Origin of the sequence: Aquihabitans sp. G128 (genome assembly GCF_019048865.1) — a bacterium.
Classification (GTDB): domain Bacteria; phylum Actinomycetota; class Acidimicrobiia; order Acidimicrobiales; family Iamiaceae; genus Aquihabitans.
Genome location: NZ_CP077604.1, coordinates 2082830 through 2109120, shown reverse-complemented (window position 1 = coordinate 2109120; position 26291 = coordinate 2082830). Strand labels below are relative to the sequence as shown.

Below are 26291 nucleotides of genomic sequence, written 5' to 3'. Positions count from 1 at the left end.
CCCGCTCGGCGGTAGCGTGCCCGGCGTGCCCGACGCCCGTGCCGCCGAGATCCTCGATCGGCTGCGCGACGGGGGCGGGCGCATCACCCACGCCCGCAAGCTGGTGGTCGAGGTCCTGGTGGGTGGCGCCAGCCACCACGTGACGGCCCCCGAGGTGGTGGAGGCGGTGCGGGCGGTCGACCCGGACTTCCACGAGTCCACCGTCTACCGCACGCTCGACCGGCTGGCCGAGCTGGGCGTGGTCACCCGCATCGAGGTGGCCGGCGGCACGGCGGTGTTCCACCTGCCCGAGCAGGCGCACCACCACCTGGTGTGCGAGGGCTGCGGCGCCATCATCGGCGCCGACCCCGAGCTGCTGGCCGCCGTCGCCGCCCGCCTGCGCGCCGAGCACGGCTTCGTGCTGCGCGCCGAGGCGGTGACCCTCCCCGGTCGCTGCGCCGCCTGCGTCGGGCTGTCCGGCGCCGCCCCGGCCGACCACGACCACCCGCACTGAGCGCGATCACGGCGAACCGGGCGGGGTTTCCGGGGCCAGGGCCCCGTGTTCTCCGCCCGGTTCGCCGTGGTGTGGGTCGAGGTCAGGCGGTGCGGAGCTCGGCCACCACGTGGTCGATGCAGCGGGTGAGCTGGTCGACGTCCTCGGCGTCGATGGCCGGGAACAGCGCCACGCGGAGCTGGTTGCGGCCCAGCTTGCGGTAGCTCTCGGTGTCGACCACGCCGTTGGCCCGGAGGACCTTCGACACGGTGGTGGCGTCGATGGCGTCGTCGAGGTCGATGGTGGCGACCACGTTCGAGCGCAGGGCGGGGTCGGCCACGTACGGCGTGGCGTAGTCGGACCGCTCGGCCCAGCCGTAGACGATCTCGGCGGAACGAGCGCTGCGGCCCGACGAGAAGCCCAGGCCGCCGTTCTGGTTGATCCACTCCATCTGGTGGACGGCCAGGAAGATCGTGGCCAGCGCCGGGGTGTTGTAGGTCTGGTCCTTGAGCGAGTTGTCGAGGGCGATCTTCAGGTCGAGCGACGCCGGGATCCACCGGCCGCTGCTGGCGACCCGCTCGATGCGCTCGACGGCGGTGGGGGAGACCGCCGCGATCCACAGGCCGCCGTCGGACGCCAGGCACTTCTGCGGGGCGAAGTAGTAGACGTCGGTCTGGCTGGCGTCGAACTTCAGGCCGCCGGCGGCGGAGGTGGCGTCGACGGCCACCAGGGCACCGTCGTCGGCGCCCTCGGGGCGCACGATCGGGATGGCCACGCCGGTGCTGGTCTCGTTGTGGGTGAGGGCGTAGAGGTCGATGCCGGCCTCGGCCCGGGCGGTGGGGGCGGTGCCGGGCTCGGCGCTGATCACCGAGGGGTCCTGCAGGAACGGGGCCCGGGTGGCGCACTCGGCGAACTTGCCGGAGAACTCGCCGAAGGTGAGGTGCTGGCTCTTGTCGTCGATGAGCCCGAAGACCGCGGCGTCCCAGAAGGCGGTGGTGCCGCCGTTGCCGAGGATGACCTCGTAGCCGTCGGGCAGGGCGAAGAGCTCGGCCACCGCGTTGCGGAGGCGGCTGACCATGAACTTCACCGGGGCCTGGCGGTGGGAGGTGCCGAGGTAGTCGGGCGCCTCGGCGGCCAGGGCGGCGACGGCCTCGGGGCGGACCTTGGAGGGGCCGCAACCGAAGCGGCCGTCGACCGGCAGGAGGTCGGCGGGGATGGTGATCGAGGGGGTCCCGGTGCTCATGGGGCCGAGTCTCGCAGCCGGGCACCGGGCCGGTCGAAGCGGTTGACCTGCTCGGATCCGGGCCGGGGCGGCTTACCGGCTTCGGGGGAGGGGTCGGGGCGTGTCACCATGGTCCACGGCCCCGCTGCCGGTGCGAGCCGGCCCCGCCGCCGCACCACATCGCCTCCGAGGAGTCCCCATGGGTACCCGAGTGTCCGACCGCATCGCCGCCATCGCCCCTTCGGCCACGTTGGCCGTCGACGCCAAGGCCAAGGCGCTGAAGGCGGCGGGCGAGCCGGTCATCGGCTTCGGCGCCGGCGAACCCGACTTCGCCACCCCGGACCACATCGTCCAGGCCGCCATCGCCGCCTGCTCCGACGTCAAGAACCACCGCTACACGCCCGCCGGCGGGCTCCCCGAGCTCAAGGAGGCCGTGGCGGCCAAGACCGCCCGGGACTCCGGCTACGACGTCGAGGCCTCCCAGGTGCTCATCACCAACGGCGGCAAGCACGCGGTGGCCAACGCCTTCGCCACCCTGATCGACCCGGGCGACGAGGTCATCCTCCCGGCGCCCTACTGGACCACGTACCCGGAGCCCATCCGCCGGGCCGGCGGCATCCCCGTCGAGGTCCTGGCTGACGAGGGCACCGGCTTCCGCGTGACCGTCGAGCAGCTCGAGAAGGCCCGCACGCCCAAGACCAAGGCGCTGGTCTTCGTGTCGCCGTCGAACCCCACCGGCGCGGTGTACCCGCGCGACGAGGTGGAGGCCATCGGCCGCTGGGCCGTGGGGCACGGCATCTGGGTGGTCACCGACGAGATCTACGAGCACCTCACCTACGGCGACAACGAGTTCCACTCGATGCCCGTGGTGGTGCCCGAGCTGGCCGACGGCTGCATCGTGCTCAACGGCGTGGCCAAGACCTATGCCATGACCGGCTGGCGGGTGGGGTGGCTCATCGGCCCGTCCGACATCGTCAAGGCCGCCACCAACCTCCAGAGCCACGAGACGTCCAACGTCGCCAACGTGTCCCAGCGGGCCGCCCTGGCCGCGGTGTCGGGCAGCCTCGACGACGTCGCCCGCTTCCGCGAGTCCTTCGACCGCCGCCGCATCGCGCTGTGGAAGGGCCTCAACGCCATCCCCGACGTCACCTGCCTCGAGCCCGAGGGTGCCTTCTACGGCTTCCCCAGCTTCAAGTCGGTGCTCCAGCGGAAGGTCGCGGGGCACACGGTCCGGACCACCCTCGAGCTGGCCGACCTCATCCTCGAGGAGGCCAAGGTGGCGATCGTGCCGGGCGAGGCCTTCGCCGCACCGGGCTACGCCCGCATGAGCTTCGCCCTGGGCGACGACGACCTCGCCGAGGGCGTCCAGCGCATCGCCGACCTCCTGGCCAAGTAGCCGCACCGGCGCGCCGCGGAGGCGTGCCATCCGGTAGCAAGGGCCAGCACCCGACCGATCGAAGGACGTCACCGCATGAACGACCCGCTGCCCGCCGTGCCGTTCGGGGCGTGGCCCTCGCCGATCACCGCCGCCACCCTCACCGAGGGCGCCGCCGGGGTCAGCGAGGTCCGCGCCGACGGCCACGACGTCTGGTGGAACGAGCAGCGCCCGTCCGAGGGCGGCCGCTACCAGCTGGTGCGGCGCTCGAGCGGCGGCCAGCGCCACGACCTGTTCCCGGCGTGGGACCCCGAGGGCGGCGCCGCCTGGAACGCCCGCACCGCGGTCATGGAGTACGGCGGCGGCGCCTGGGCGGTGCGGGACCGCACCGTGGTGTTCGCCAACTGGGCCGACCAGCGCCTCTACCGGGTCGACCCGGGGGCCGAGCCGACGCCGATCACCCCGGAGCCCGTCGTGGCCCGCGGCCTGCGCTGGAGCGAGCCCACCTGGCTGGGCGACGACTGGCTCGTCTGCGTGCGCGAGAGCCACGAGCCCGAGGTGGTGGCCCAGCACGGCGAGGCGGCCAACGAGCTGGTGGCCCTGCCCCTGGACGGTTCGGCGGTGGCCGATCCCACCCTCGTGCGGGTGCTGGCCACCGGGAGCGACTTCGTCCAGTCGCCGGCGGTCCGGGGCGACCACCTCGCCTGGCTGCGCTGGGACCACCCCCGCATGCCCTGGGACGGGACCGAGCTGGTGCTGGCCCGGATCGACTGGGACGCCGCCGGCACGCCGGTGGGCACCGTCGACGAGGTCGTGGCGGCCGGCGGGCCCGAGGAGTCGGTGGTGCAGCCCGGGTTCCTGGCCGACGGCGACCTGGTCTTCTCCAGCGATCGCAACGGCTGGTGGAACCCGTACCGCATCCCCGTCGACGCGCTCGGCGAGCCGGGCGTGGCCGAGGCGTCGCGCCCGGTCATCGCCGGCGGCGTCGTCGAGGGCGAGGTCGGCGGCGGGCTCTGGGTGGGCGGCCTGCGCTGGTGGGCGGAGCTCTCGGGGCGCCGCCTGGTGGCCTCGATGGCCAGCGACGGGGCCGACTCCCTGGTGCTGGTGAACGCCGACGGCAGCTTCGAGGAGCTGGCCACTCCGTTCAGCGAGGTCAGCCAGGTGGTGGCGGCCGGCGACGGCGCCAGCGTGCTCCTGGTGGCCGGCAGCGCCGTCAGCGAGCCGGCGCCGTACCTGGCCACCGTCAGCGAGCGGCTCGAGGGCGACCTGGGCGACGACGACCCGGGCGGCTCCGACCCCGGCGACTCGGCGGCCACGGTGAGCCTCGAGCGGCTGCGCCCCGCCCGCGACCTGGGCATCGACCCCTCGTGGTTCTCCCGGCCGGCCCACGTGTCGTTCCCGTCGGCCGGCGGCCGCACCGCCCACGCGCTCCACTACCCGCCGGCCAACCCCGAGGTCGCCGGGCCCGAGGGCGAGCTGCCGCCGCTGGTGGTCATGGTCCACGGCGGTCCCACCTCCGCGGCGCGCAACGTGCTCGCCCTGGGCAAGCAGTTCTGGACCAGCCGCGGCTTCGCGGTGGTCGACGTCAACTACGGCGGCTCCACCGGCTACGGCCGCCCGTACCGCCGCCTGCTCGACGGGGCGTGGGGCATCGTCGACGTGCAGGACGCGGTGGCCGCCGCGGCCCACCTGGCCGCCGAGCACCTGGTCGACCCCGAGGGCCTGGCCATCCGGGGCGGCTCGGCCGGCGGCTACACGACGCTCGCCGCGCTCTGCTTCCACGACGTGTTCAAGGCCGGCGCCAGCCACTACGGCGTGGCCGACCTGGCGGCCCTGGCCACCGACACCCACAAGTTCGAGAGCCGCTACCTCGACGGCCTGGTGGGGCCGTGGCCCGAGGCCGAGGCCACCTACGCCGAGCGCTCGCCCATCCACCACACCGACGGCTTCTCGGCCCCGCTCATCGTCCTCCAGGGCAGCGAGGACGAGGTGGTGCCGCCCAACCAGGCCGAGATGATCGTGGCCGCCCTGGCCGAGAAGGGCGTGCCCCACGCCTACCTCCTCTTCGAGGGCGAGCAGCACGGGTTCCGCCAGGCCGCCAACATCGTGCGGGCGCTCGAGGCCGAGCTGTGGTTCTACGGGAAGGTGTTCGGCTTCACGCCGGCCGATCCCATCGAGCCGGTCGACGGCGCCGTCGGGTTGGGGTGACCGGGGGCCAGCCGCCAGACTCGACCCCATGGCTCGAGTCCTTGTTTCGGAGAAGATCGCTGACGGCGGGTTGGATGCGCTGCGCGCCGCCGGCCACGAGGTGGACCTGCAGCTCGACCTGTCTCCGGAGGACCTGCTCACCGCCATCAAGGGCGCCCACGCGCTGATCATCCGCTCCGCCACCACCGTCACCGCCGAGGTGCTCGACGCCGGGACCGACCTCGTGGTGGTCGGCCGGGCCGGGATCGGCCTCGACAACGTCGACGTCGCCCACGCCACCACCCGCGGCGTCATGGTGGTCAACGCGCCGCAGAGCAACATCCTCTCCGCCGCCGAGCAGACCATGGCCCTGCTGCTGGCCCAGGCCCGCAACATCCCCCAGGCCCACAACGCCTTGGTCCAGGGCCGGTGGGAGCGCTCCAAGTGGGAGGGCGTCGAGCTGGCCGACAAGACCCTCGCGGTCATCGGCCTCGGGCGCATCGGCAAGCTCGTGGCCCAGCGGGCCATGGCCTTCGGCATGCGCATCATCGCCCACGACCCCTTCGTGGCCCCCGAGCGGGCCCGGGCCATGAACATCGACCTGGTGAGCATGGACGAGGTCGCCGCCCAGGCCGACTTCCTCACCCTCCACGTGGCCAAGACCCCCGAGACCCTCGGGCTGATCGGCACCGACTTCCTGGCCAAGGCCAAGCCCAGCCTGCGGGTCATCAACGTGAGCCGGGGCGGCATCGTCGACGAGGCGGCCCTGGCCGCCGCCATCAGCGAGGGCCGCATCGCCGGCGCCGCGCTCGACGTCTTCGCCAAGGAGCCCACCACCGAGTCGCCGCTCTTCGCCCTGCCCCAGGTGGTGGTGGCCCCCCACCTCGGCGCCAGCACCCGTGAGGCCCAGGACAAGGCCGGCGACACCATCGCCGAGCAGGTCGCCCTGGCCCTGGCCGGCGAGTTCGTGCCCTTCGCCGTGAACGTCGCCGCCGCCGAGGCCTCCGAGACGGTCCGCCCCTACCTCGGCGTGGCCGAGCAGCTCGGCGCCCTCTTCGCCGGCCTGGGCGACGGGCTCCCCGCCGAGGTCGAGATCGAGTACTCCGGCGAGCTGGCCGGCTACGACACCCGCATCCTCACCCTGTCGGTGCTCAAGGGCCTCTTCGGCGCCGTGTCCGACGAGCCGGTCTCCTACGTCAACGCCCCGCAGCTGGCCGGCGAGAAGGGCGTGACCGTCAAGGACACCTCCACCTCGAGCTCGGTCGACTGGATCAACCTGGTGTCCATCAGCGGCGGCGGCCACCAGATCGCCGGCACCCTCGTGGGCCTCAAGGCCGAGCCCCGCCTGGTGCAGATCGACGGCCACACGCTCGACGTGCCGCCCTCGGCCCACCTGCTCATCGTCAACAACGACGACCGCCCCGGCGTGATCGGCCGGGTGGGCACCATCCTCGGCGACGCCCAGCTCAACATCGCCGACATGGACGTGGGCCGCTCCGCCGGCCAGGGCGGTGCCCTCATGGTGATCGCCACCACCGGGCCGGTCCCCACCACCGTGGCCGAAGAGCTCCGCGCCGCCGACGGCATCACCAGCGTCTCGGTCATCGGCCGCTAGCCCGCCACGGCGCCCCGCCCGGCGCCCCCTCACGACGCGTCCACCCACCTCCAGGCGAGGGCTACTCTTCGCGCTTCGGCACGTACGACGAAGAGGTGGGGCTCATGGGCCTGATGGACAAGATCAAGGGCGAGATCGTCGACATCATCGAGTGGATGGACGACTCTCGTTCCACCCTCGCTTGGCGGTTCCCCCGGTACCAGAACGAGATCAAGAACGGCGCCCAGCTGATCGTGCGGGAGGGCCAGGAAGCGGTCTTCGTGTACCGCGGCGCCCTGGCCGACCGGTTCGGCCCCGGCCACTACGAGCTCAAGAGCGAGAACCTCCCGATCCTCTCCACCCTCCAGGGCTGGAAGTTCGGCTTCGACTCGCCGTTCCGCTCCGAGGTGTACTTCATCAACACCCGTCCGGTCACCGACCTGCGGTGGGGGACGGCGAACCCGGTCACCGTGCGGGACCCCGACTTCAAGATGGTGCAGGTGCGGGCCAACGGCCTGTGCGTGGTCAAGATCCAGGACGCCGAGATCTTCCTCAAGGAGGTCATCGGCACCGACAGCAGCGTCGACATCGACGAGATCGCCGAGCTCCTGCGCCGGGTCATCACCCTGGCCTTCTCCGACCTCGTGCTCGAGACCAAGCTCGGGGTCATCGACCTCCAGGGCCGCCAGGTCGAGCTGTCGGACAAGCTGCGCGACTTCGTGGCCCAGCGGGTCGACGACGAGTACGGCCTGGCCATCCCGTCGATCACCATGAACATCTCGCTGCCGGACGAGATCACCGCCGCCATGACCCGCGGCGTCGCCCGCGGCGTCGAGGAGGGTGGCTTCCTCGACAACGTCGGCGACCTCAACCGCTACCAGCAGGCCAAGCAGGCCGACGCCATGCTGGCCGCCGCCAGCAACCCCGGCGGCGGCGGCGCCATGGGCGACATGATGGGCATGGGCATGGGGATGGCCATGGCCAACCAGATGGCGAACCAGATGGGCAACGTCGGCCAGCAGCAGGCGGCCCCCGCCGGCCCGCCGCCGCTGCCGGGCGCTCAGACCTTCCACGTCGACATGGGCGGCCAGTCCCAGGGCCCGTTCACCGTGGCCCAGATCCAGAGCGGTGTGGCCAACGGCCAGGTGAAGCCCGAGTCCCTGGTGTGGTCCGCCGGCATGCCCGGGTGGGTGGCGGCCAGCACGGTGCCCGCCCTCGCGGCGCTGTTCCAGGCCCCGCCGCCGCTGCCCCCGGCCGCCCCGCCGGCGCCTCCGACCGACGGCCCGCCGCCGGCCCCGGCCGCGCCCAGCGACGCTCCGCCTGCCCCGTGAGCGACGGCGGGGACGCACCCCAGGCTCCGCCACCGCTCCCCGGCGCCGCCCCTTCGGGCCCGCCACCCCCGCCCGCCCCGCCCGTCGGCGGTGGCGGCCACCTGCCCCCGCCGCCGGCGCCTCCCGGCCCGGCCGGTGGCCCACCGCCTCCACCGCCGCCGCCGTCGGCGCCCCCGGCCGCACCCGCCGGGCCGCCGCCCCCGCCCGCCCCGTCGGTCTCGGGCGGGCCCCCGCCGCTGCCCGGCGCCGGTGCTGCGGCCGCACCTCCGCCACTGCCCGGTCCGCCACCCGCGGCCGCCTCGGCTCCCATCCCGGAGACCGCCGGCCAGCCCGAGCGGGCGTCGTTCCAGGTCACCGAGCAGACCCGCACCTACCCCTGCACCCAGTGCGGGGCGTCGCTGGTCTTCGACATCAAGCTCCAGAAGCTGGCCTGTCCCAGCTGCGGGCACAGCCTCGACATCGACGTGTCGGGACTGGCCGCCCCCACCGAGCACGACCTCGGCTCCACCATGGCGCAGCTGCGCGCCTTCCAGGCGAAGAACGCCGCGCCGCAGGTCACCGGCGAGAAGGAGATCGTCTGCCAGAACTGCGGCGGCCACACCACCTTCAGCGGCACCCTCACCGCCACCCGCTGCCCGTACTGCGCCACGCCCATCCAGCGCGACGACATCCAGGATGCGCCCGCCCGCCTGCCCGTCGACGGCGTGCTGCCGTTCCAGGTCGACGAGAAGGTGGCCCGCGGCAAGCTCGAGGAGTGGATCAACGGCCGGTGGTTCGCGCCGACCGAGTTCAAGAAGTACAAGGAGACGGGCGCCTTCTCCAGCGTCTACGCCGCGTACTTCACCTACGACGCCGACACCAACACCTGGTACCAGGGCCAGCGCGGCGACCACTACACGGTCACCGTCGGCTCCGGTGAGAACCAGCACACCGAGACCCGCACCCGGTGGAGCCCGGCCTCGGGCCAGGTCCACAACGCGTTCGACGACATCCCCGTGCTGGCCAACGACGGCTTCGACGCCAAGCGGGTCCGGGCGCTGGAGCCCTGGCCCACCGGCACCGCGGCGCCGTTCTCGCCCCAGTTCGTGGCCGGCCACCTCTGCCGCACCTACGACCTCGACGCCGAGCAGTCGTTCCCGGAGGCGCAGCGGGTCATGGAGTCCGAGATCGACTCCACCATCCGCCGGTCCATCGGCGGCGACGAGCAGCGCATCACCTCGAAGGACACCAGCTACAACACGCTGGGCTTCAAGCACCTGCTGCTGCCCATCTGGCTGCTGACGGTGATCTACGAGCAGAAGCCGTTCCAGGTGTTCATCAACGGCGTGACCGGCGAGGTCCAGGGCCAGCGGCCGTGGAGCAAGGTCAAGATCGCTGCTGCGGTCGTCGGCGCCCTCGTGGTGCTGATCATCATCCTCGCCATCTACGGCGCCTCGAAGTCGTCCGGGACGAGCTGAGCCGTGGGACTGGTGGTGGCGCTGTTCGGGATCGTGGTGCTGGTGGCCGTCGCCGGCGTGGTGCTGGCCGGCGTGCTGGCCCTGCGCGGCAAGGCCAACTTCGAGCGCGACGCGCAGCTGGTGCCCGGCATGGCCAGCCGGGCGCCCACGTCCTGGGCCGGCTCCCACGACCCCGAGGCCCGGCTCCACCGCCGGCTCCGCGACGCCATGCGTGCCCTGGCCGCCAACCAGGCCTTCGACGACGACGGCTCGCTGCTCGACCTGCGCGTCGAGCTGCAGCAGCAGGCCGTGGGCCTCGACGACCAGCTGGTGGCCACCGCCGCCCTGCCCCTCGAGCTGCGGACCGAGCCGCTCGAGCGCATCGGCGGCGCCATCGCCACCATCGAACAGGCGGTGGCCGACCTCGCCGGGTCCTCGGCGGCCGAGGCCGCCGCCGACCTCAGCCGCGTGCTCGACGACGTCCGCACGCGCACCGGCCTCGTGGCCCAGGCCCGCGAGGCGCTCGACGCCCTGGGGCCCCTGCCCGACACCGAGGCTCCGTCGACCGGCACCGCGGCAGGCCCCACCGGATCGGCGCCCGAGCCCCCGACCACCCAGCCGGCCACCAGCCCGCCGGCCGCCGCACCGAGCGCACCCGCGCCACCCGTGGTCCCGACGGAGCCTCCGGCGGGCCAGACCTGGCCGCCGCAGGCGCCGCCGTCGGGCAGCTGAGCTAGCGCTTGGCGGGGCGGAGGCCGTCGGCGACGGCGGCCTCGGCGGTGGGGTAGCAGCGGTCCGGCGCGGTCCGGTCGTAGAACGCCATGCCGGGCAGGTGGAAGATGCCGCTCTTGACCTTGGCCTTCACGGGGTAGCCGTCGGGGCAGCCGCCCTCGACCGGGTCGACCCAGGTGGTGGCGCCGGCCGCCACGACCTCGGCCGCCACGACCTCGACGGGCTCGATGGTCGGCGGGGTGGCCGGCAGGTCGCGCTCGTCGGCGAAGAGCGGCGTGGGCGCCTCGGTGGTGGCGAGTGCCAGGTCGACGGGCTCGGCGGCCACCGGGCCCGGCTCGAGGTCGGCCTCGGTCACCGGGCCGGCGGCCGGGCCCGAGTGCGCCGGCACCTCCGGGTCGGGTGCCTCGGTGGGCGTCACGGGGGCCAGGACCGCCTCGGCCACCCGCTCGACGACCGGGATCGGGGCCGGGATGGGCGACGGCTCGGCCTCGGGCTCGGCCCGCACGGCGTCGTTCGACGGGTGGTCGGCGAAGGTGGAGGTGGGGTCGCCGCGCAGCGCCTGGACCAGCTTGGCCAGCGCGGCGACGAAGGCCACCAAGGCCAGCACCGAGCGGAGGCGTCGTGCGGACATGGGTCCTGACCCTACAAGGGCCCTGGGGCACCGGGGACCGGTCCCGGGCAGGACGGCCCCGGCCCGCCGTCGAACCCACCCGGGTGCACGGGCGACGTCGCCCGTGCGTCCGCTCGCTCCGGAGGCCTCCTTGTCCCGCACCCTCGGCACCGCCCGCTCCCGCCGCGCCGCACCCCTCGTCGTGGCCGTGGCGCTCACCGCCCTGCTGGCCGCCTGCCAGCCGGCGCCGCCCGCCGGCCAGCTCCCCACCGACCACACCCTCGTCGGCGTGGTGGCCGCCGGGGCCAAGGACCCCCGCGGCGCGCCGCCCGGGGCCAACGACTTCTCGTGCAAGCCTTCGAAGGCGCACCCGCGGCCGGTGGTGCTGGTGCACGGGCTGCTCGCCACCATGACCACCAACTTCAACTCGCTCTCGCCGGTGATCAAGAACGCAGGGTACTGCGTCTACGCCCTCACCTACGGCGCCGGGCTCGGCGACCCGTACGTGGGCGGCCTGGGCGCCATGGAGCAGAGCGCCCAGCAGCTCAAGGCCTTCGTGGCCAAGGTGCGGGCGTCGACCAAGGCGGCCAAGGTCGACATCGTCGGCCACTCCGAGGGCACGGTGATGCCGCAGTACTACCTGAAGTTCCTGGGCGGGGCGGCCGAGGTGAAGAACTTCGTGGCCCTCACGCCGCTCTACGACGGCACGACGCTGGCCGGCGTCAGCTCGGCGGTGGCCATCGGCCAGGCGCTGGCCCCGCCGGTGGCCGCCCTCGGGACCAGCCTGGTGGGCGTCGGCTGCGCCTCGTGCCCGCAGTTCCTGCAAGGCTCGCCGTTCCTGAAGAAGCTGAACCAGGGCGGCGCCGGCGCAGCGTCGGTCCGCTACACCAACGTGATGACCCGCTACGACGAGCTGGTCCTGCCCTACACCAGCGGTGAGATGGGCTCGTCGAACGCGACCAACATCGTCCTGCAGGACGACTGCCCGCTCGACCTCAGCGAGCACCTCACCGTGGCGTTCAACCCCCGGGTCGACCGCATCGTGCTCAACGCCCTCGACCCGTCGACCGCCAAGCCGGTGCCGTGCGTGCCGGTGGTCCCGGTGCTCGGCGGCTGAACCGCTGCCGGCGCCGGTCGGCTGCGGCAGGCGCGCGCCTCGGCGCGGTCAGGCGGTGATGCGGGTGGCCTGGTCCGAGCGGGGTGCGGCGTCGGCGGGACGAGCCTCGGCGGCCTGGGCGATCTTGGCCGCCATGCGCCCGAAGATCAGCCCGTGGAACGGCACCAGCAGGTACCAGTAGAGGCGGCCGAGCAGCCCCCTCGGGTAGAAGATCGCCTGCTGGTGCAGGGTGGCGTGCTGGCCGTCGTCGTCGGGCTCGATGCTCCACTGGAGCCAGGCCTCGCCGGGCAGCTTCATCTCGGCGCGCAGCCGCACCAGGGCGTCGGGCTCCACCGCCTCCACCCGCCAGAAGTCCACGGCGTCGCCCACCCACAGGTCGTCGGGGTGGCGACGGCCCCGGCGCATGCCCACCCCGCCGATGAGCTTGTCGGCCCAGCCCCGCACGTTCCACAGGAACGGCGTCACGTACCAGCCCCGGTCGCCGCCGATGCCGGCGACGGTGGCGTACAGCGCCGCCGGCGGGGCGGTGGTGCGCACGGCCTGGGTGTCGGCCAGCAGGCTGCCGCCGGCCCAGTCGGGGTCGGTCGGAAGCGGGTCGGCGGGGGAGTGGCCGGGCAGGTCGGCATCGGACCAGCGGGTGGCCACCTGCAGCTCGGCCGAGCGCTCCAGCGCCAGGTCGACCGCCTCGCGGAAGTGCAGCGGCTCCTGGTCGAACGGGACGTGGGGCGGCGGCGCGTTGACCACCACCTCGTTGATCAGGCTCTCGACCAGGGGGCGGGCGAGGCCCGTGGGCAGCGGCGTCACCAGGCCGACCCAGCGCGAGCTGAGCGACGGGCTGAGGACGGGGACCACGAGGATGCGGCGGCGGCTGAGGCCGGCAGCGGCGGCGTAGGCCTGCATCATCTCCCGGTAGGTCAGCACGTCGGGGCCGCCCACCTCGACGATCTCGTGGCCCGCCTCGGTGCCGTCGCCGTCGACCACGCCCACCAGCCAGGCCAGGACGTCGCGGATGGCGATGGGCTGGCAGCGGTTGTCGACCCACTTCGGCGTGGTCATCACCGGCAGCACCTCCACCAGGTACCGGAGCATCTCGAAGCTGGCCGAGCCGGATCCGATGATGATCGCGGCGCGCAGCTCGGTCACCGGCACCGGCCCGTCGGCGAGCACCTTGCCCACCTCGTGGCGGCTCTGGAGGTGGCGCGACAGGTCGGGGTCGTCGTCGCGGCCCAGCCCGCCGAGGTACACGATGCGGTCCACGCCGGTGGCGGCGCAGGCGTCGCGGAACGTGCCGGCGGCCTTGCGGTCCTCCTCGGCGAACGCCGCCTTGGAGCCCATCGAGTGGACCAGGAAGTAGGCCGTGGCCACGCCGTCGAGCGCGGCCTCGAGCGAGGCCTGGTCGGTGACGTCGCCCTTGGCGACCTCGACCTCGCCCCGCCAGACCTGGTCGTCGAGCTTCGAGGGCGTGCGGGCCAGGCACACCACCTCGTGGCCAGCGGCGAGCAGTTCGGGGACGAGCCGCCCGCCGATGTAGCCGGACGCACCCGTGACGAGGACCTTGGACATGCCGGCCCCCCCTACCCAGGGGGCCGGCAGTCGGTCAGGCGTCGGCCGTGGTGGGGAACCAGGCGGGCCGGGAGGTCTCGTAGGTGGTGATGTCGTCGGCCTGCCGGAGGGTGATGCCGATGTCGTCGAGGCCCTCGAGGAAGCGGTGCTGCACCGAGGCGTCGAGCGGGAAGTCGACCACCAGGCCGATGGCCGGGGCCTCGAGCGTGCGGCGCTCGACGTCGATCGTGATCTCCAGGGCCGGGTCGGCCTCGATGGCCCGCAGCAGCTGCTCGCCCACCTCGGGCGCGACCACCACGGGCACCAGGCCGTTCTTGGTGGAGTTGTTGCGGAAGATGTCGCCGAACCGCGGCGAGATCACGGCTCGGAAGCCGTACTGCTGGATGGCCCAGACGGCGTGCTCGCGCGACGAGCCGGTGCCGAAGTTCGGGCCGGCCACGAGGATGGTGGCGCCGGCGTACTGCTCCTGGTTGAGCACGAAGTCGCGGTCGTCGCGCCACTCGGAGAAGAGGCCCTTCTCGAAGCCGGTGCGCTCGACCTGCTTGAGCCAGTCGGACGGGATGATCTGGTCGGTGTCGACGTCGCTGCGGTCGAGCGGGACGGCGGTGCCGGTGACGATGCGTACGGGTTCCATGGTGCGACGTCCTCTACAGGTCTTCTGGGGTGGCGAAGTGCCCCGCGATGGCGGTGGCGGCGGCGACGGCGGGGGAGACGAGGTGGGTGCGGCCGCCTCGGCCCTGGCGGCCCTCGAAGTTGCGGTTGCTGGTGGAGGCGGCCCGCTCGCCGACGGTGAGCTTGTCGGGGTTCATGGCCAGGCACATCGAGCAGCCCGGGTCCCGCCAGTCGAAGCCGGCGTCGACGAGGACGCGGTCGATGCCCTCGGCCTCGGCCTGCTGCTTCACGGCCCAGGAGCCCGGCACCACGAGGGTGCGCATGCCGGAGGAGACCCGGCGGCCCTTGGCCACGTCGGCCACGGCCCGCAGGTCCTCGATGCGGCCGTTGGTGCACGAGCCGATGAACACGGTGTCGACCGCCACCTCCTTGAGCGGGGTGCCGGCGGTGAGGCCCATGTACTCGAGCGCCCGCTCGGCGGCGTTGCGCTCGCCGGGGTCGGCGATGTCGGCGGGGTTCGGGACCCGGCTGGTGATGGGGGCCACCTGGCCGGGGTTGGTGCCCCAGGAGACGTGGGGGAAGATCTCGGCCGCGTCGAGCACGACCTCTTGGTCGAAGGTGGCGTCCTCGTCGGTCTGGAGGGTCTTCCAGTAGGCGACGGCCTCGTCCCAGGCCGCGCCCTTGGGGGCGTGGGCCCGGCCCTCGAGGTAGTCGAAGGTGACCTGGTCGGGTGCGATGAGCCCGGCCTTGGCGCCGGCCTCGATCGACATGTTGCAGACGGTCATGCGCCCCTCCATGGAGAGGCCCCGGATGGCCGAGCCGCGGTACTCGGCGATGGAGCCGATGCCCCCGCCGGTGCCGATGCGGCCGAGGATGGCCAGGATCACGTCCTTGGCGGTGGAGCCGACGGGCAGGTCGCCGTCGACGGTGATGGCCAGGGTCTTGGCGGCCGACTGGGGCAGCGTCTGGGTGGCCAGCACGTGCTCGACCTCGCTGGTGCCGATGCCGAAGGCCAGGGCGCCGAAGGCCCCGTGGGTGGAGGTGTGCGAGTCGCCGCAGACGATGGTCATGCCGGGCATCGTGTAGCCCTGCTCCGGGCCGATGATGTGGACGATGCCCTGGCCGGGCGTGTTCATCGGGTGCAGCTTGATGCCGTACTCGGCGCAGTTGTTGCGCAGAGTCTGGACCTGCTTGCGCGAGATCGGGTCGGCGATCTCGAGGTTGGTGTGCTCGGTGGGGACGTTGTGGTCCTCGGTCGCCAGGGTGAGCTCGGGGTGGCGCACCGGGCGGCCGGCCAGGCGGAGCCCGTCGAAGGCCTGGGGGCTGGTGACCTCGTGCACGAGGTGCAGGTCGATGAAGAGCAGGTCGGGCTCTCCGGGCTGGGACGACACCACGTGGGCGTCCCACACCTTCTGGCTGAGGGTCTTGGGGGCGGTCATCGGTTCCTGCTTCGCTGGCGGTTCGACGGGTGGGAGTGGCGCTGTCTCAGATGTTGAGACTAACGTGTCAGCCCATGGGACAGAGCGTAAGCGGTGTGGGCGTGCTCGACAAGTCGGTCGCCTTGCTCGACGCGGTGGCCGCCGCCGGCGGCGCGTGCTCGCTGGCCGAGCTGGTGGCCGCCACCGGGATCTCCCGGGCCACCGCCCACCGCCTCGCCGTCGCCCTCGAGGCCCACGGCCTCCTGCGCCGCGACGACGCCGCCCGCTTCGCCCTCGGCCCTCGCCTGGTGGGCCTGGGCCACGCGGCGGCCGCCGGCTGGCCCATCGCCGAGGTCGCCCGCCCGGCCCTGCTCGCCCTGCGGGCCGAGACCGGCGAGAGCGTGCAGCTCTACGTCCGCGACGGCGAGCACCGGGTCTGCGTGGTGTCGCTGGAGTCGCCCCACGAGCTGCGCACCATCGTCACCGAGGGCGCCCGCTTGCCGCTCGAGGTCGGCTCGGCCGGCCGCATCCTCGCCGGCGCCGCCCCGGCCGAGGGCTGGACCGCCAGCGTGGGCGAGCGGGCCCCCGGTGTGGCGTCCGTGAGCGCCGGCGTGCTGCTGGCCGGCGCGCTCGTCGCCGCCGTCGGCATCTCCGGCCCCGTCGAGCGCCTCGGCACCGACCCCGGCGCCCGCTTCGGCGCCGCGGTGGCCGCCGCCGCCGACCAGATCGCCCAGGCCGCCGCCCCCACCTGACGCGCCGCCGCCCGGTCTCACCCCGGATTCCTGTCGCCCGGGGGGCGGCATGCGCCCTGAAGCGACGGGAGTCCGGTCGGCTGGCGCATTCCTGTCGCCGAGGGGGCGCCAGGCGCCCCGGAACGACAGGAATGCCGGTCAGCGGGAGGCGGCGGTGGCGACCTGGGCGACGGCGGTGAGGAGGGCGGGGAGATACTGGTCGGTGCGGGTGACGATCGAGTCGTGGGGGCCGGCGACCTCGGAGACCACGGCGCCGGGGATGGCGGCGGCCAGCTTGCGCTGGTTGCGGGCCGGCACCGTGCGGTCCTTGGTGGTGACGATGACCGCGGCGGGCACGTCGACCTCGGTGATCCAGCGGTTCGAGCGGATGCGGCCCACCGAGCGCATGGACGTGAGCAGGGCGGCGGGGTCGGCCCGCTCGAGCTCGCTGCGCATCCAGTCGGCCCGCTCGTCGCGCGAGACCCGGCGCTCCACGCGCTTGCGGACCAGCGCCTCGGCCGGGCCGCGAGCGGCGTTGGCCACCGCAGCGAGCGGCGTGTAGGAGCGGTACCAGAGCGCCGAGATGGGCCCGCCCTGGAAGTGGCGGGCGGTGGAGCACAGGACGAGGCCCGACACCCGGTCGGGGTGGCGGCGCCAGAGCAGCTGGGCGATGGCCCCGCCCATGGAGTAGCCCACGACGATGGCTCGGTCGATGCCGAGCACGTCCAGCAGGGCGGCGACGTCGTCGGCGCAGTCGCTGAGCCGCACCTTGCCCCCGGGCGGCCGGATGCCGCGCCCGTGGCCGCGGTGGTCGATGGCCAGGACCCGGTACCGCTCGGCGAGGTCGGGGTACGCCGCGAACCAGTTGAGGTCGGCGGTGACGGCCCAGCCGTGGAGCAGGACCACCACCGGCGCACCGGCCGGCCCACCGGAGTCGCGGACGAAGGTGGTGCCCCGGCCCGGCAGCTCCACCGGGCCGCCCGGCGGCAGCCACGGCGCGCCCCGCACCTCGTCGGCGACGGTGGCGTCGGCCAGGGGGGCGCCACCGGGCGCGGCGGGCGGGTTCGGGGTCACGAGGGGTCCATCGGCGGGGAGGCCACGACCGTGAGTTCGGGGCCGGTGGCCGGTGCGGATGGCCTCGACCCGGCGTCCATGACCGACGTCACCCCGGCGCCAGAGCTGCCGGGCTCAGCCGCCGACGGAGACGATCTCGACCTTGAGCTTGGCGCCGGTGGGGGTCTCGTACTCCACGGTGTCGCCGACGGCGTGGCCGACCAGGGCCTGGCCCAGGGCCGAGCCGGGGGACATGACCTCGACGCCCTCGACCCGCTCCTCGATGGAGCCGAGCAGGTAGCGCTCGACGTCGGTGTCGCCCTCGTAGCGGAGGCCGACGACGGCGCCGGCCTGCACTGTGGTGGAGCTGGTGCTCTCGGTGATGATGCCGTTGCCGAGCAGGTTGGCCAGGTGGTTGATGCGCCCTGCCATCTTGCCCTGCTCCTCCTTGGCGGCGTGGTAGTCGCCGTTCTCGGAGAGGTCGCCGAGCTCGCGGGCGGTCTCGATCTTGCGGGCGATGTCGATCTTGCCCCGGGTGGTGAGGTCGAGGTGCTCGATGTAGATGCGCTCGTAGGCCTCCAGCGACAGGGGGACGGAGTCCTGGGGCGGGTCGGCAGGGTCGACCACGGTGCCGTTCTCGAGGATGTCGGCCAGCCGGGCGGCGCGGACGGCGTCGTCGTCGGGCTCGGTCCCGGCCGGCGCCGATGCGACCTTGGCCACCAGCTCCTGGTGCTCGGCCACGATGCGATCTCGGGCGGCCTGGGAGAGGAGGACGGATTCAGCCATCCGTCCACGTTAGTTCCGCTGCCCGGGCGGCCGGCCCGCCGAGCGGCGTCAGAGGATGGGGCGTCGGGTGCGCGACCCGGCCGACAGCGCGGCCGCCACCGCCGCCACGCCCCAGAACACCGCGGTGAGCGGCTCGTCCTCCACCGCCTCCCGCACGATGTCCTTGGCGGTCGAGAACCCCAGCCACAGCGGGACGTTGGCGTTGAAGTCGTTGATGGCGACGGTGCGCTGGATGAAGTACTCCGCCACCACCAGCGCGGTGAGCGAGGCGGCCACCGCGATGAGCGCCGGCACCACGCCGCCCTTGCGGGCCCCGATCAGCACGGCCTGGCCCACGAGGATGCCGACGGCGATGGCGCCGTAGGTGAACGTGGTCTTGGTGGTGGCCACCACGGCCCACCAGGCCACGCCGGCGATGGCCGCGGCGGCGATGCCGAGGAGCAGGGCGTCGGGCACGCGGGTGCGGGTGACGAGGGCGGCGGGCGTCCCGTAGCCCATGGGCGGCGCCCCGGGGGCACCCGGCCCGACGGGCCAGCTCGGCACCGGCGGGAGGGTCGACGGCGGCACGGCGCCCGACGAGCGGGCCACGCACGCCGCGCACAGGTCCGGGCGGCGCTGGTCGGCGGCGACGGCCGGGAGCGGGCTCGAGCAGCTGCTGCAGGTGGTGGGGGTCAAGGCGGTCCTCCGCGCTGGTGGCGACCGGACGCTACCGGCCCGGCCCGCTCCCATCGGCACTGCTTGCCTGCTCGCAAGCCCTCGGGCCTACACTGGCTGCCGTGTCTGACCCCACCCCGGTACGCATCATCGGGTAGCGCACGCCTTCGTCGGTGTGCGCGTCGAGCCGTCCACTTCGGTGGGCGGCTTTGTCGTTCTCCGCTCCGGTGCCGGGCGTGCCCCGCCCGGTCCGGCCCCGCAAGACCCGCCGGCACCGTGCCGGCCGCAAGCAGAATCGGAGCTCCCGTGGCCCACAAGATCGCAGTCATCGGCGGCGACGGCATCGGCCCCGAGGTCGTGGCCGAGGCCCTCAAGGTCGTCCGGGCCGCCGGCGTCGAGCTGGAGACCACCGACTTCGACCTCGGCGGTGCCCGCTACCTGGCCGACGGCACGGTCCTGCCCGACGACGTGCTGGACGAGCTCCGGGCCTTCGACGCCATCCTCCTGGGAGCGGTGGGAACCCCGGAGGTGCCGCCGGGCGTGATCGAGCGGGGCCTGCTGCTGAAGATGCGCTTCGCGCTCGACCAGTTCGTGAACCAGCGGCCCTTCCTCCTGCCGGAGAAGGACATCGACTTCATCGTCATCCGGGAGAACACCGAGGGCACCTACGCCGGCGAGGGCGGCTTCCTCCGCAAGGGCACCCCCCAGGAGATCGCCACCCAGGGATCGGTCAACACCCGCCACGGCGTGGAGCGGGTGGTCCGCTACGCCTTCGAGCTTGCCCAGTCCCGCCCCCGCAAGCACCTCACGCTGGTGCACAAGACCAACGTGCTCACGTTCTCCGGCGACCTCTGGCAGCGCACGTTCGACGACGTCGCCGCCGAGTTCCCCGACGTCACCACCGCCTACAACCACGTCGACGCCGCCTGCATCTACTTCGTCCAGGACCCGCAGCGCTACGACGTCATCGTCACCGACAACCTCTTCGGCGACATCCTCACCGACCTCGGCGGCGCGGTGTCCGGCGGCATCGGCTTCGCGTCGTCGGGCAACCTCGACCCCACCCGCCAGGCGCCGTCGATGTTCGAGCCGGTCCACGGCTCGGCGCCCGACATCGCCGGGCAGGCCAAGGCCAACCCGATCGCCGCCATCCTCTCCGCCGCCCTCATGCTCGACCTCCTGGGCGAGGGCGACGCCGCCGAGCGCATCCGCAAGGCCTGCGCCTCCGCCACCGACCTCACCGCCTCCACCCCCGAGATCGGCGACGCCGTCGTCGCCGCCCTCTGATCGCCGAACCGAAGAAGTAGGGGAACACCGATGCCGATCACGCCCACCGAGTCGATCTGGATGAACGGCGAGCTCGTCGCCTGGGAGGACGCCAAGATCCACGTCCTCACCCACACGCTGCACTACGGCACCGGCGTGTTCGAGGGCGTGCGGGCCTACGAGACGGCCCAGGGCCCGGCGGTGTTCCGCCTCACCGACCACATCGAGCGCCTCCACGCGTCGGCCCGGATCCTGATGATGGACCTGCCGTACTCGGTGGAGGAGCTCGTCCAAGCCACCAAGGACGTCGTGGCCGCCAGCGGCCTGCCGTCCTGCTACATCCGCCCGATCGCCTACTACGGCTACGGCGAGATGGGCCTGTCCACCCTGCCCTGCACGGTCGACGTGGCCATCGCCTGCTGGCCGTGGGGCGCCTACCTCGGCGACGACGCCCTCACCACGGGCGTCCGCCTGAAGACCTCGTCCTGGACCCGGCTCGACCACAACACCATGCCGCCCGCGGCCAAGACCACCGGCAACTACGTGAACTCCACCCTCGCCAAGGTCGAGGCGCTGAAGGCCGGCTACGACGAGGCCCTCATGCTCAACCCGCAGGGCATGGTCAGCGAGTGCACCGGCGAGAACGTCTTCGTGGCCCGCGGCGGCCGCTTCCTCAGCCCGCCGCTCTCCGCCGGCGCCCTCGAGGGCATCACCCAGGACTCGGTGATGACCATCGCCAAGGACCTCGGCATCGAGTGCGTGCTGTCGGACCTGGCCCGCTCCGACGTGTACCTCGCCGAGGAGATGTTCCTCTGCGGCACCGCCGCCGAGGTCTCCGCGGTGAACTCCGTCGACGACCGCCCGATCCCCTGCCCCGGCCCCATGACCACCGCCATCGCCACCGAGTACCACAAGGCGATCCGCGGGGAGACCGACCGCTACAAGGACTGGGTCGAACATGTCCGCTGACAAGCGGCCTGGCACCGCCGGGGCGATCGAGGCCGAGCCGACCACGGTGGAGCTCATGGCGCCGCGGGACCCTGGGCTGCCCGAGGCGGTCGAGATCTTCGACACCACCTGCCGCGACGGCGCCCAGCTCGAGGGCATCTCGCTCACCGTCGACGACAAGCTCCGCATCGCGGATGAGCTCGACGAGCTCGGCGTGCACTTCATCGAGGGCGGCTGGCCCGGCGCCAACCCCAAGGACATCGAGTTCTTCGACCGGGCGGCGCGCGAGCTGCGCTTCGAGCGCTCCACCCTGGTGGCGTTCGGCTCCACCCGCCGACCCCGCGGCAAGGTCGACGACGACCCCACCCTGCGCAACCTGCTCGACGCCGGCACCTCCGCCGTTTGCATCGTGGGCAAGAGCTCCGCCTACCACGTGACCGAGGCCCTGCGGACGTCCCTCGACGAGGGCGAGGCCATGGTGGCCGACTCGGTCCGCTTCCTCGCGGAGGCCGGCGTCCGGGTCCTCTTCGACGCCGAGCACTTCTTCGACGGCTGGCACCAGAACCCCGAGTTCAGCCTACGGGTGCTCGAGGCCGCCGCCGAGCAGGGCGCCGAGACGCTCGTGCTCTGCGACACCAACGGCGGCGCCCTGCCCCACCAGGTGGAGGCGGTGGTCCGCGAGATCACCGGCCACTTCAAGGACGACGTCAAGGTCGCCGTGCACCTCCACGACGACACCGGCTGCGGCGTGGCCAACGCCCTGGCCGGCGTGCGGGGCGGCGCCACCCAGGTGCAGGGCACCATCAACGGCTACGGCGAGCGCACCGGCAACTGCAACCTCACCACGATCATCCCGAACCTGACGCTGAAGATGGGCGTGCGCACCCTGCCGGAGGGTCGCCTCTCGCGGCTCTCCGCGGCGTCGCACCGCATCGCCGAGATCGTCAACATGACGCCCGACCCCCAGGCGCCCTACGTCGGCGCCTCGGCGTTCGCCCACAAGGCCGGCCTGCACGTGTCGGCCATCGCTCGCCGCAAGGACGCCTACGAGCACGTCGACCCGGAGGCCGTGGGCAACGGCACCCGCTTCGTGGTCTCGGAGATGGCCGGCAAGGCCACGCTGGAGCTCAAGGCTCGCGAGATCGGCATCGACCTCGACGGCCCCGCGCTCACCGACGTCATCGACGAGCTCAAGCGCCTGGAGCACGAGGGCTACCACTTCGAGGCCGCCGACGGCTCCCTCGAGCTGCTCATGCGCCGGGCCGCGGGCTGGACGCAGGACTACTTCGCCCTCGAGTCCTACCGCGTGATCGTGAGCGAGGCCGACGAGGTCCGCCACGACACCGAGGCCATCGTGAAGCTCCTGGTCGACGGCGAGCGGGTGGGCCGCATCGGCGAGGGCAACGGCCCCGTCAACGCCCTCGACGCCGCGGTGCGCGAGGCGATCGGGTCGAGGTACCCGCAGCTGGCCAAGGTCCACCTGACCGACTTCAAGGTGCGCGTGCTCGACACCGCCAAGGGCACCGGCGCCGTCACCCGAGTGCTGATCGACTCGACCAACGGCAAGCGGTCCTGGTCCACCATCGGCGTCAGCGAGAACATCATCCAGGCCTCCTGGCAAGCCTTGGAAGACTCCCTGGTCTTCGGCCTCCTCCACACGTCGGAGTAGGTTCCACCCCGATGGCTGCGCCGGAGTTCGTCCCCACCAAGCCCACCGACTCGCCTCGGGCCTATGCGTCGCCGCCGCGCTACGGCGACGAGTGGCGGGCGGCGCGACCTGGCGAGGTCGTGAGCAACGGTGGCCAACCCGACCGCGACGCCGGTCGCATGGGCTCGCCCGGTCCCGACCAGGGCTACCTGCTGAAGCTGGCGCCGCTGCTGCGTCCCGAGGTGCACGTCACCGACGGCGAGCTGCTGGCCGATGCCGAGGCCGGCGCCTTGGCCATCGCCCTCAAGCGGGCCTCCCTGTTCGGACGGGCTCCGGTCCTGCACGACCTGCGCCTGGCCTACGTCGTCTGGGGCTTCCTCGACGCCTCCCCGGCACCGGAGCTGGTGGCCGAGCGGCAGCGCCGGTTCGAAGGCGTCCGCCTCACCGCCCACCACTACCCCGAGCTCCGCGCCGTCGTCGACGCGGTGCCCACCGAGACCATCCGGCTGTCGCCCGCCCAGGCCGCCGAGGCCCACGCCGCCGACTGGCGCTCCCTGCTCGCCCTCTGAGCGCGGCACCCCCGTGACCGGCCCGCCGCCGGTCGCCGTGCCACCCTGGGAGCAGCCCGTCCGCCGTGCGGGTAGGTCCCCCTCGACCCCACCAAGGACGGATCCCCTCCCGTGAAGCTCGATCGTGACGGCCTGCCGTTCATCGCCATCGCCGCGATCCCCGCGGCCGTCGCCGGGCTCACCGGTCGGCGGCGCAGCGCGCTGGCGCTCGGTGCGCTGCCGGTCGCCGTCGCCGCCTTCTTCCGGGACCCGGACCGCCTCCCTGACGGCGAGCCCTCCGGCGACGCCGACCTGGTGGTGGCCCCGGCCGACGCCAAGGTCATGCACGTCGGCGAGCCCGAGCCGGGTGCCGCGCCCGAGGGCGACTGGCAGCAGGTGTCGATGTTCCTGTCGCTGGCCGACGTCCACATCAACCGGGCGCCCTACGGCGGCACCATCACCGAGGTCACCTACCGTCCGGGCCGCTACCTGGCCGCCTTCAAGGCCGAGAGCGGCACCGAGAACGAGCGCAGCGAGATCACCGTCGTGCGAACGGTGGGCGACGAGGAGCGGACCGTGGTGTTCCGCCAGGTCGTCGGGCTGGCGGCCCGCCGCGTCGTGACCCGCGTGGCGCCCGGCGACGTCGTCCACACCGGCGAGCGCATCGGCCTCATGAAGTTCGGCTCGCGCATGGACGTCTTCGTGCCGCCGGGCGTCGAGATCCTGGTCACGCCGGGCACGAAGGTGAAGGCGGGGGAGACCCCGCTGGCCCGGTGGCCCCAGGTCGCCGCCGTCGGAGCAGAGGTCTCGTGACCGACGCCCCGGAGGTCCCGCAGCCGACGGGCCGCGACACCGACCACGACTTCCGCCTGGTCTCGCCGAGCGGGGCCGACGTCGTCCGCCCCGACCGCCTCGACGCCAAGAGCCGGGCGCTGGCCATGCTGCCGAGCGCGTTCACGCTGGCCAACATGCTCTGCGGCTTCTCGTCGCTTCGGGCCGCCGAGGGCGGCCAGTACGACCTGGCCGCCATCCTCATCGCCGTCGCTGTCGTGTGCGACATCTTCGACGGTGCCGTCGCCCGCGCCGTGCGCGCCATCACGCCCTTCGGCCTCCAGTTCGACTCCCTGGCCGACCTCATCTCCTTCGGCGTGGCGCCGGCCTTCCTGCTCTACGAGTGGTCGCTGCACGACCTCGGGCTGCTCGGCTGGGTCCTGGCCTGCTTCTGGCTGGCCTGTGCGGCCTTCCGGCTGGGCCGGTTCAACGTCACCATCGACCCCCTCTCGGACAAGCGGTACTTCATCGGCCTGCCCAGCCCGGGCGGCGCCGGCGTGGTCATCGCCTCGGTCTTCGCCTACGACGGCGACTTCGCCGGGTGGCACCGGGCCGGGCCCGTGCTGCTGGTGATGGTCCCGGCGGTGCTCATGGCGTCGTCGTTCCGGTTCACCTCGTTCCGGTGGCTGGCCTCGCCTCGCCCGGATCGGATCTGGGTGACCGTGGTGGCGGTGGTGCTGCTGGTGCTCGGGCTGGTGTTCGTGCCCGTCGGCACCGCGCTGTTCATCGCCTACACCTACGTGGCCCTGGCCCCGCTGGGCTGGCTCACCCGACCGTTGCGCAAGCGCTGGTTCGGCGAAGCGGCGGTGGCCCCGCCGCGCCGCCCCCTCCCCTCGGTGTTCTTCCTGGTGGGCGAGGACGAGGTCCCGCCCCGATCCTGAGGCTCGGGGAATCGGACCTGACGCCCAGGCGTTGGTCCCGCCCGTGACCGCTCCCGATCCCGCCCCTGCCGCCGCGCCCGAGCGGCTGCTGACCCCCACCTTCGGGGTCATCGTGGTGTCGGCCATGGCGTACTTCACGGCCATGGGCATGCTGCTCCCGGTCCTGCCCCGCTACGTGACCGACGAGCTCGACGGCAACGGGTTCGAGGTCGGCCTCGCCGTGGGGGCCTTCGCCGTCTCGGCGGCGCTGGTGCGCCCGCTGGTGGGCCGCCTGGGCGACCAGCTCGGCCGCCGCCCGCTGGCGGTGGCCGGCTCGGCCCTGGCGGCGATCTCCATCGCGGGCTACGGCCTGGTGCCGTCGCTGGTGGCCCTGGTGGCGTTCCGGCTGGTGACGGGCCTGGGCGAGGCGGCGTTCTTCGTCGGGGCCGCCACCGCCGCCCAGGACCTGAGCCCGGACGACCGACGGGGCGAGGCGGCGTCGTTCTTCTCGATCTCGATCTACACCGGGCTGGCCGTCGGCCCGTTCCTCGGCGAGGTGCTCTACCGATCGGGCGGGGCCGGCCGGGTGTGGCTGGTCTCGGCCGTGCTGGCCGGGCTCGGCGCGCTGGCTGCCCTGCTCATCCCCGCCGCCCTCGGCCGCCGCGTGGGCCCGGCGCCCACCGGGCCACGCACGTTCCTGCACCCGGCGGCGATCATGCCGGGCACCATCCTCCTGCTCGGGCTGGTGGGCTTCGCCGCCTTCAGCTCGTTCCTGTCGCTGCACCTCGAGGGCCTCGGCATCGACGACGCCGGGCCCTTCTTCCTCGTCTACGGCGTCACCGTGCTGCTCGTCCGCATCTTCGGCGCCCGCCTGCCCGATCGCCTGGGCGCCATCCGCACCACCACCATCTCGCTGGTCAGCATCTTCGTGGCCATGGTGGCGATCGCCTCGGTGTCGGCGGCGCCGGTCATCTACGCCGCCACCGTCGTCTTCTCCCTCGGGATGGCCCTGCTCTTCCCCGCCCTGTTCGGCCTGGTGGTGGAGCAGGCGCCCGAGGCCGAGCGCAGCCACGCCGTGGGCACGTTCTCGCTGTTCTTCGACCTGTCGCAGGGTCTCGGCGCGCCGGTCCTGGGCATCTTCGTGACCGTCACCGGCACCGACCGGGCGGCGTTCGTCGTGGGCGCGGTGGTCGCGGTGGCCAGCCTCCTGGTGGCCCGGGCTCGCCTGCCCCGACCGGGGGACCCCGACCTCGAGCCGTCACCGGCGCTCGCCACCTGAACGCCACCTGAAAGCCGG

General features: G+C 73.4%; 24 protein-coding genes. 16 read left to right on the top strand and 8 right to left on the bottom strand.

From position 1 onward, the window contains the following. Nucleotides 1-25: 25 nt before the first annotated feature. Nucleotides 26-493, top strand: a complete 468-nt coding sequence (locus KSP35_RS10060) for a Fur family transcriptional regulator (protein WP_217001425.1) — start codon at nucleotides 26-28, stop codon at nucleotides 491-493. An 82-nt stretch (nucleotides 494-575) separates the two neighbouring features. On the opposite strand, the gene serC is transcribed toward KSP35_RS10060, so the two are convergent. Continuing rightward, entirely contained in the window at nucleotides 576-1715 is a 1140-nt protein-coding gene (gene serC, locus KSP35_RS10055) for a phosphoserine transaminase (RefSeq protein ID WP_217001424.1), read from the bottom strand. Nucleotides 1716-1893: 178 nt separating this feature from the next. On the opposite strand from serC, the gene KSP35_RS10050 reads away from it, so the two are divergent. The 6 genes from KSP35_RS10050 (at nucleotide 1894) to KSP35_RS10025 (ending at nucleotide 10349) form a co-directional block, all read left to right on the top strand. Continuing rightward, a complete protein-coding gene (locus KSP35_RS10050) occupies nucleotides 1894-3090 on the top strand; it encodes a pyridoxal phosphate-dependent aminotransferase (RefSeq protein ID WP_217001423.1) in 1197 nt (398 codons plus the stop codon). 75 nt (nucleotides 3091-3165) lie between these two features. Continuing rightward, complete coding sequence (locus KSP35_RS10045) at nucleotides 3166-5277, top strand: S9 family peptidase (RefSeq protein WP_217001422.1); 2112 nt, start codon at nucleotides 3166-3168, stop codon at nucleotides 5275-5277. Between the two features lie 28 nt (nucleotides 5278-5305). Then, nucleotides 5306-6871, top strand: coding sequence for a phosphoglycerate dehydrogenase (gene serA, locus KSP35_RS10040; RefSeq protein WP_217001420.1), 1566 nt, complete (start codon nucleotides 5306-5308; stop codon nucleotides 6869-6871). Nucleotides 6872-6975: 104 nt separating this feature from the next. Next, on the top strand, nucleotides 6976-8181 hold the full coding sequence (locus KSP35_RS10035; protein ID WP_217001418.1) for an SPFH domain-containing protein: 1206 nt from the start codon (nucleotides 6976-6978) through the stop codon (nucleotides 8179-8181). Beyond that, nucleotides 8178-9638 (top strand): hypothetical protein, encoded by a 1461-nt coding sequence (locus tag KSP35_RS10030; protein ID WP_217001416.1) that lies wholly within the window; start codon nucleotides 8178-8180, stop codon nucleotides 9636-9638. The genes KSP35_RS10035 and KSP35_RS10030 overlap by 4 nt, the downstream gene beginning before the upstream one ends. A 3-nt stretch (nucleotides 9639-9641) precedes the next feature. Continuing rightward, nucleotides 9642-10349 (top strand): hypothetical protein, encoded by a 708-nt coding sequence (locus tag KSP35_RS10025; protein ID WP_217001414.1) that lies wholly within the window; start codon nucleotides 9642-9644, stop codon nucleotides 10347-10349. 1 nt (nucleotide 10350) lies between these two features. Here the strand turns inward: KSP35_RS10025 and KSP35_RS10020 are convergent, their stop codons facing one another. Next, nucleotides 10351-10980, bottom strand: coding sequence for a hypothetical protein (locus KSP35_RS10020; protein ID WP_217001412.1), 630 nt, complete (start codon nucleotides 10978-10980; stop codon nucleotides 10351-10353). A 130-nt stretch (nucleotides 10981-11110) separates the two neighbouring features. On the opposite strand from KSP35_RS10020, the gene KSP35_RS10015 reads away from it, so the two are divergent. After that, complete coding sequence (locus KSP35_RS10015; RefSeq protein ID WP_217001410.1) at nucleotides 11111-12076, top strand: serine aminopeptidase domain-containing protein; 966 nt, start codon at nucleotides 11111-11113, stop codon at nucleotides 12074-12076. Nucleotides 12077-12124: 48 nt separating this feature from the next. Here the strand turns inward: KSP35_RS10015 and KSP35_RS10010 are convergent, their stop codons facing one another. The 3 genes from KSP35_RS10010 to leuC are packed head-to-tail and all read right to left on the bottom strand — an operon-like array spanning nucleotide 12125 to nucleotide 15690. Further along, the gene (locus KSP35_RS10010; protein WP_217001408.1) at nucleotides 12125-13639 is read right to left on the bottom strand and encodes an SDR family oxidoreductase; all 1515 of its coding nucleotides are present in this window, start codon (nucleotides 13637-13639) and stop codon (nucleotides 12125-12127) included. 34 nt (nucleotides 13640-13673) lie between these two features. Beyond that, nucleotides 13674-14273: a 3-isopropylmalate dehydratase small subunit gene (leuD, locus tag KSP35_RS10005; protein ID WP_217001406.1), complete on the bottom strand. Its 600-nt coding sequence runs from the start codon at nucleotides 14271-14273 to the stop codon at nucleotides 13674-13676. A gap of 13 nt (nucleotides 14274-14286) precedes the next feature. Beyond that, on the bottom strand, nucleotides 14287-15690 hold the full coding sequence (gene leuC / locus KSP35_RS10000; RefSeq protein ID WP_217001404.1) for a 3-isopropylmalate dehydratase large subunit: 1404 nt from the start codon (nucleotides 15688-15690) through the stop codon (nucleotides 14287-14289). A gap of 74 nt (nucleotides 15691-15764) precedes the next feature. Between leuC and KSP35_RS09995 the strand changes: the two genes are divergently transcribed. Next, entirely contained in the window at nucleotides 15765-16421 is a 657-nt protein-coding gene (locus KSP35_RS09995; RefSeq protein ID WP_217001402.1) for an IclR family transcriptional regulator, read from the top strand. 138 nt (nucleotides 16422-16559) lie between these two features. Here KSP35_RS09995 and KSP35_RS09990 read toward each other — a convergent pair whose 3' ends face one another. The 3 genes from KSP35_RS09990 to KSP35_RS09980 form a co-directional block, all read right to left on the bottom strand. Then, the gene (locus KSP35_RS09990) at nucleotides 16560-17474 is read right to left on the bottom strand and encodes an alpha/beta fold hydrolase (protein ID WP_217001400.1); all 915 of its coding nucleotides are present in this window, start codon (nucleotides 17472-17474) and stop codon (nucleotides 16560-16562) included. A 114-nt stretch (nucleotides 17475-17588) separates the two neighbouring features. Further along, nucleotides 17589-18239: a transcription elongation factor GreA gene (locus KSP35_RS09985; protein ID WP_217001398.1), complete on the bottom strand. Its 651-nt coding sequence runs from the start codon at nucleotides 18237-18239 to the stop codon at nucleotides 17589-17591. Between the two features lie 48 nt (nucleotides 18240-18287). Further along, nucleotides 18288-18914 carry a hypothetical protein gene (locus KSP35_RS09980; RefSeq protein WP_217001396.1) on the bottom strand — a complete coding sequence of 209 codons (627 nt, stop codon included), beginning with the start codon at nucleotides 18912-18914 and terminating at the stop codon, nucleotides 18288-18290. A gap of 285 nt (nucleotides 18915-19199) precedes the next feature. On the opposite strand from KSP35_RS09980, the gene KSP35_RS09975 reads away from it, so the two are divergent. The 7 genes from KSP35_RS09975 to KSP35_RS09945 all read left to right on the top strand — a co-directional run bounded on the left by KSP35_RS09975 (nucleotide 19200) and on the right by KSP35_RS09945 (nucleotide 26273). Continuing rightward, entirely contained in the window at nucleotides 19200-20180 is a 981-nt protein-coding gene (locus KSP35_RS09975) for a 3-isopropylmalate dehydrogenase (RefSeq protein WP_217001394.1), read from the top strand. 30 nt (nucleotides 20181-20210) lie between these two features. Next, nucleotides 20211-21128, top strand: a complete 918-nt coding sequence (locus KSP35_RS09970; protein ID WP_217001392.1) for a branched-chain amino acid transaminase — start codon at nucleotides 20211-20213, stop codon at nucleotides 21126-21128. A 55-nt stretch (nucleotides 21129-21183) separates the two neighbouring features. Next, a complete protein-coding gene (cimA, locus tag KSP35_RS09965; RefSeq protein ID WP_217002207.1) occupies nucleotides 21184-22776 on the top strand; it encodes a citramalate synthase in 1593 nt (530 codons plus the stop codon). Between the two features lie 11 nt (nucleotides 22777-22787). Beyond that, on the top strand, nucleotides 22788-23324 hold the full coding sequence (locus KSP35_RS09960; RefSeq protein WP_217001390.1) for a hypothetical protein: 537 nt from the start codon (nucleotides 22788-22790) through the stop codon (nucleotides 23322-23324). A 111-nt stretch (nucleotides 23325-23435) separates the two neighbouring features. Beyond that, nucleotides 23436-24116: a phosphatidylserine decarboxylase gene (locus KSP35_RS09955; protein ID WP_217001388.1), complete on the top strand. Its 681-nt coding sequence runs from the start codon at nucleotides 23436-23438 to the stop codon at nucleotides 24114-24116. Continuing rightward, complete coding sequence (locus tag KSP35_RS09950; protein ID WP_217001386.1) at nucleotides 24113-25015, top strand: phosphatidylcholine/phosphatidylserine synthase; 903 nt, start codon at nucleotides 24113-24115, stop codon at nucleotides 25013-25015. Before KSP35_RS09955 ends, KSP35_RS09950 begins: the two co-directional genes overlap by 4 nt. 43 nt (nucleotides 25016-25058) lie before the next feature. Further along, nucleotides 25059-26273 (top strand): MFS transporter, encoded by a 1215-nt coding sequence (locus tag KSP35_RS09945; protein WP_217001384.1) that lies wholly within the window; start codon nucleotides 25059-25061, stop codon nucleotides 26271-26273. The last annotated feature ends 18 nt before the right edge of the window (nucleotides 26274-26291 follow it).

Bases quoted from the DNA above. Each gene is read 5' to 3' on its own strand.
- KSP35_RS09995 (WP_217001402.1), top strand. From the start codon at position 15,765: ATGGGACAGAGCGTAAGCGGTGTGGGCGTGCTCGACAAGTCGGTCGCC.
- serC (WP_217001424.1), bottom strand. From the start codon at position 1,715: ATGAGCACCGGGACCCCCTCGATCACCATCCCCGCCGACCTCCTGCCG.
- cimA (WP_217002207.1), top strand. From the start codon at position 21,184: ATGGCGCCGCGGGACCCTGGGCTGCCCGAGGCGGTCGAGATCTTCGAC.
- KSP35_RS09985 (WP_217001398.1), bottom strand. From the start codon at position 18,239: ATGGCTGAATCCGTCCTCCTCTCCCAGGCCGCCCGAGATCGCATCGTG.
- leuC (WP_217001404.1), bottom strand. From the start codon at position 15,690: ATGACCGCCCCCAAGACCCTCAGCCAGAAGGTGTGGGACGCCCACGTG.
- KSP35_RS10035 (WP_217001418.1), top strand. From the start codon at position 6,976: ATGGGCCTGATGGACAAGATCAAGGGCGAGATCGTCGACATCATCGAG.
- KSP35_RS10020 (WP_217001412.1), bottom strand. From the start codon at position 10,980: ATGTCCGCACGACGCCTCCGCTCGGTGCTGGCCTTGGTGGCCTTCGTC.
- serA (WP_217001420.1), top strand. From the start codon at position 5,306: ATGGCTCGAGTCCTTGTTTCGGAGAAGATCGCTGACGGCGGGTTGGAT.
- KSP35_RS10045 (WP_217001422.1), top strand. From the start codon at position 3,166: ATGAACGACCCGCTGCCCGCCGTGCCGTTCGGGGCGTGGCCCTCGCCG.
- leuD (WP_217001406.1), bottom strand. From the start codon at position 14,273: ATGGAACCCGTACGCATCGTCACCGGCACCGCCGTCCCGCTCGACCGC.
- KSP35_RS10050 (WP_217001423.1), top strand. From the start codon at position 1,894: ATGGGTACCCGAGTGTCCGACCGCATCGCCGCCATCGCCCCTTCGGCC.
- KSP35_RS09970 (WP_217001392.1), top strand. From the start codon at position 20,211: ATGCCGATCACGCCCACCGAGTCGATCTGGATGAACGGCGAGCTCGTC.
- KSP35_RS09960 (WP_217001390.1), top strand. From the start codon at position 22,788: ATGGCTGCGCCGGAGTTCGTCCCCACCAAGCCCACCGACTCGCCTCGG.
- KSP35_RS10010 (WP_217001408.1), bottom strand. From the start codon at position 13,639: ATGTCCAAGGTCCTCGTCACGGGTGCGTCCGGCTACATCGGCGGGCGG.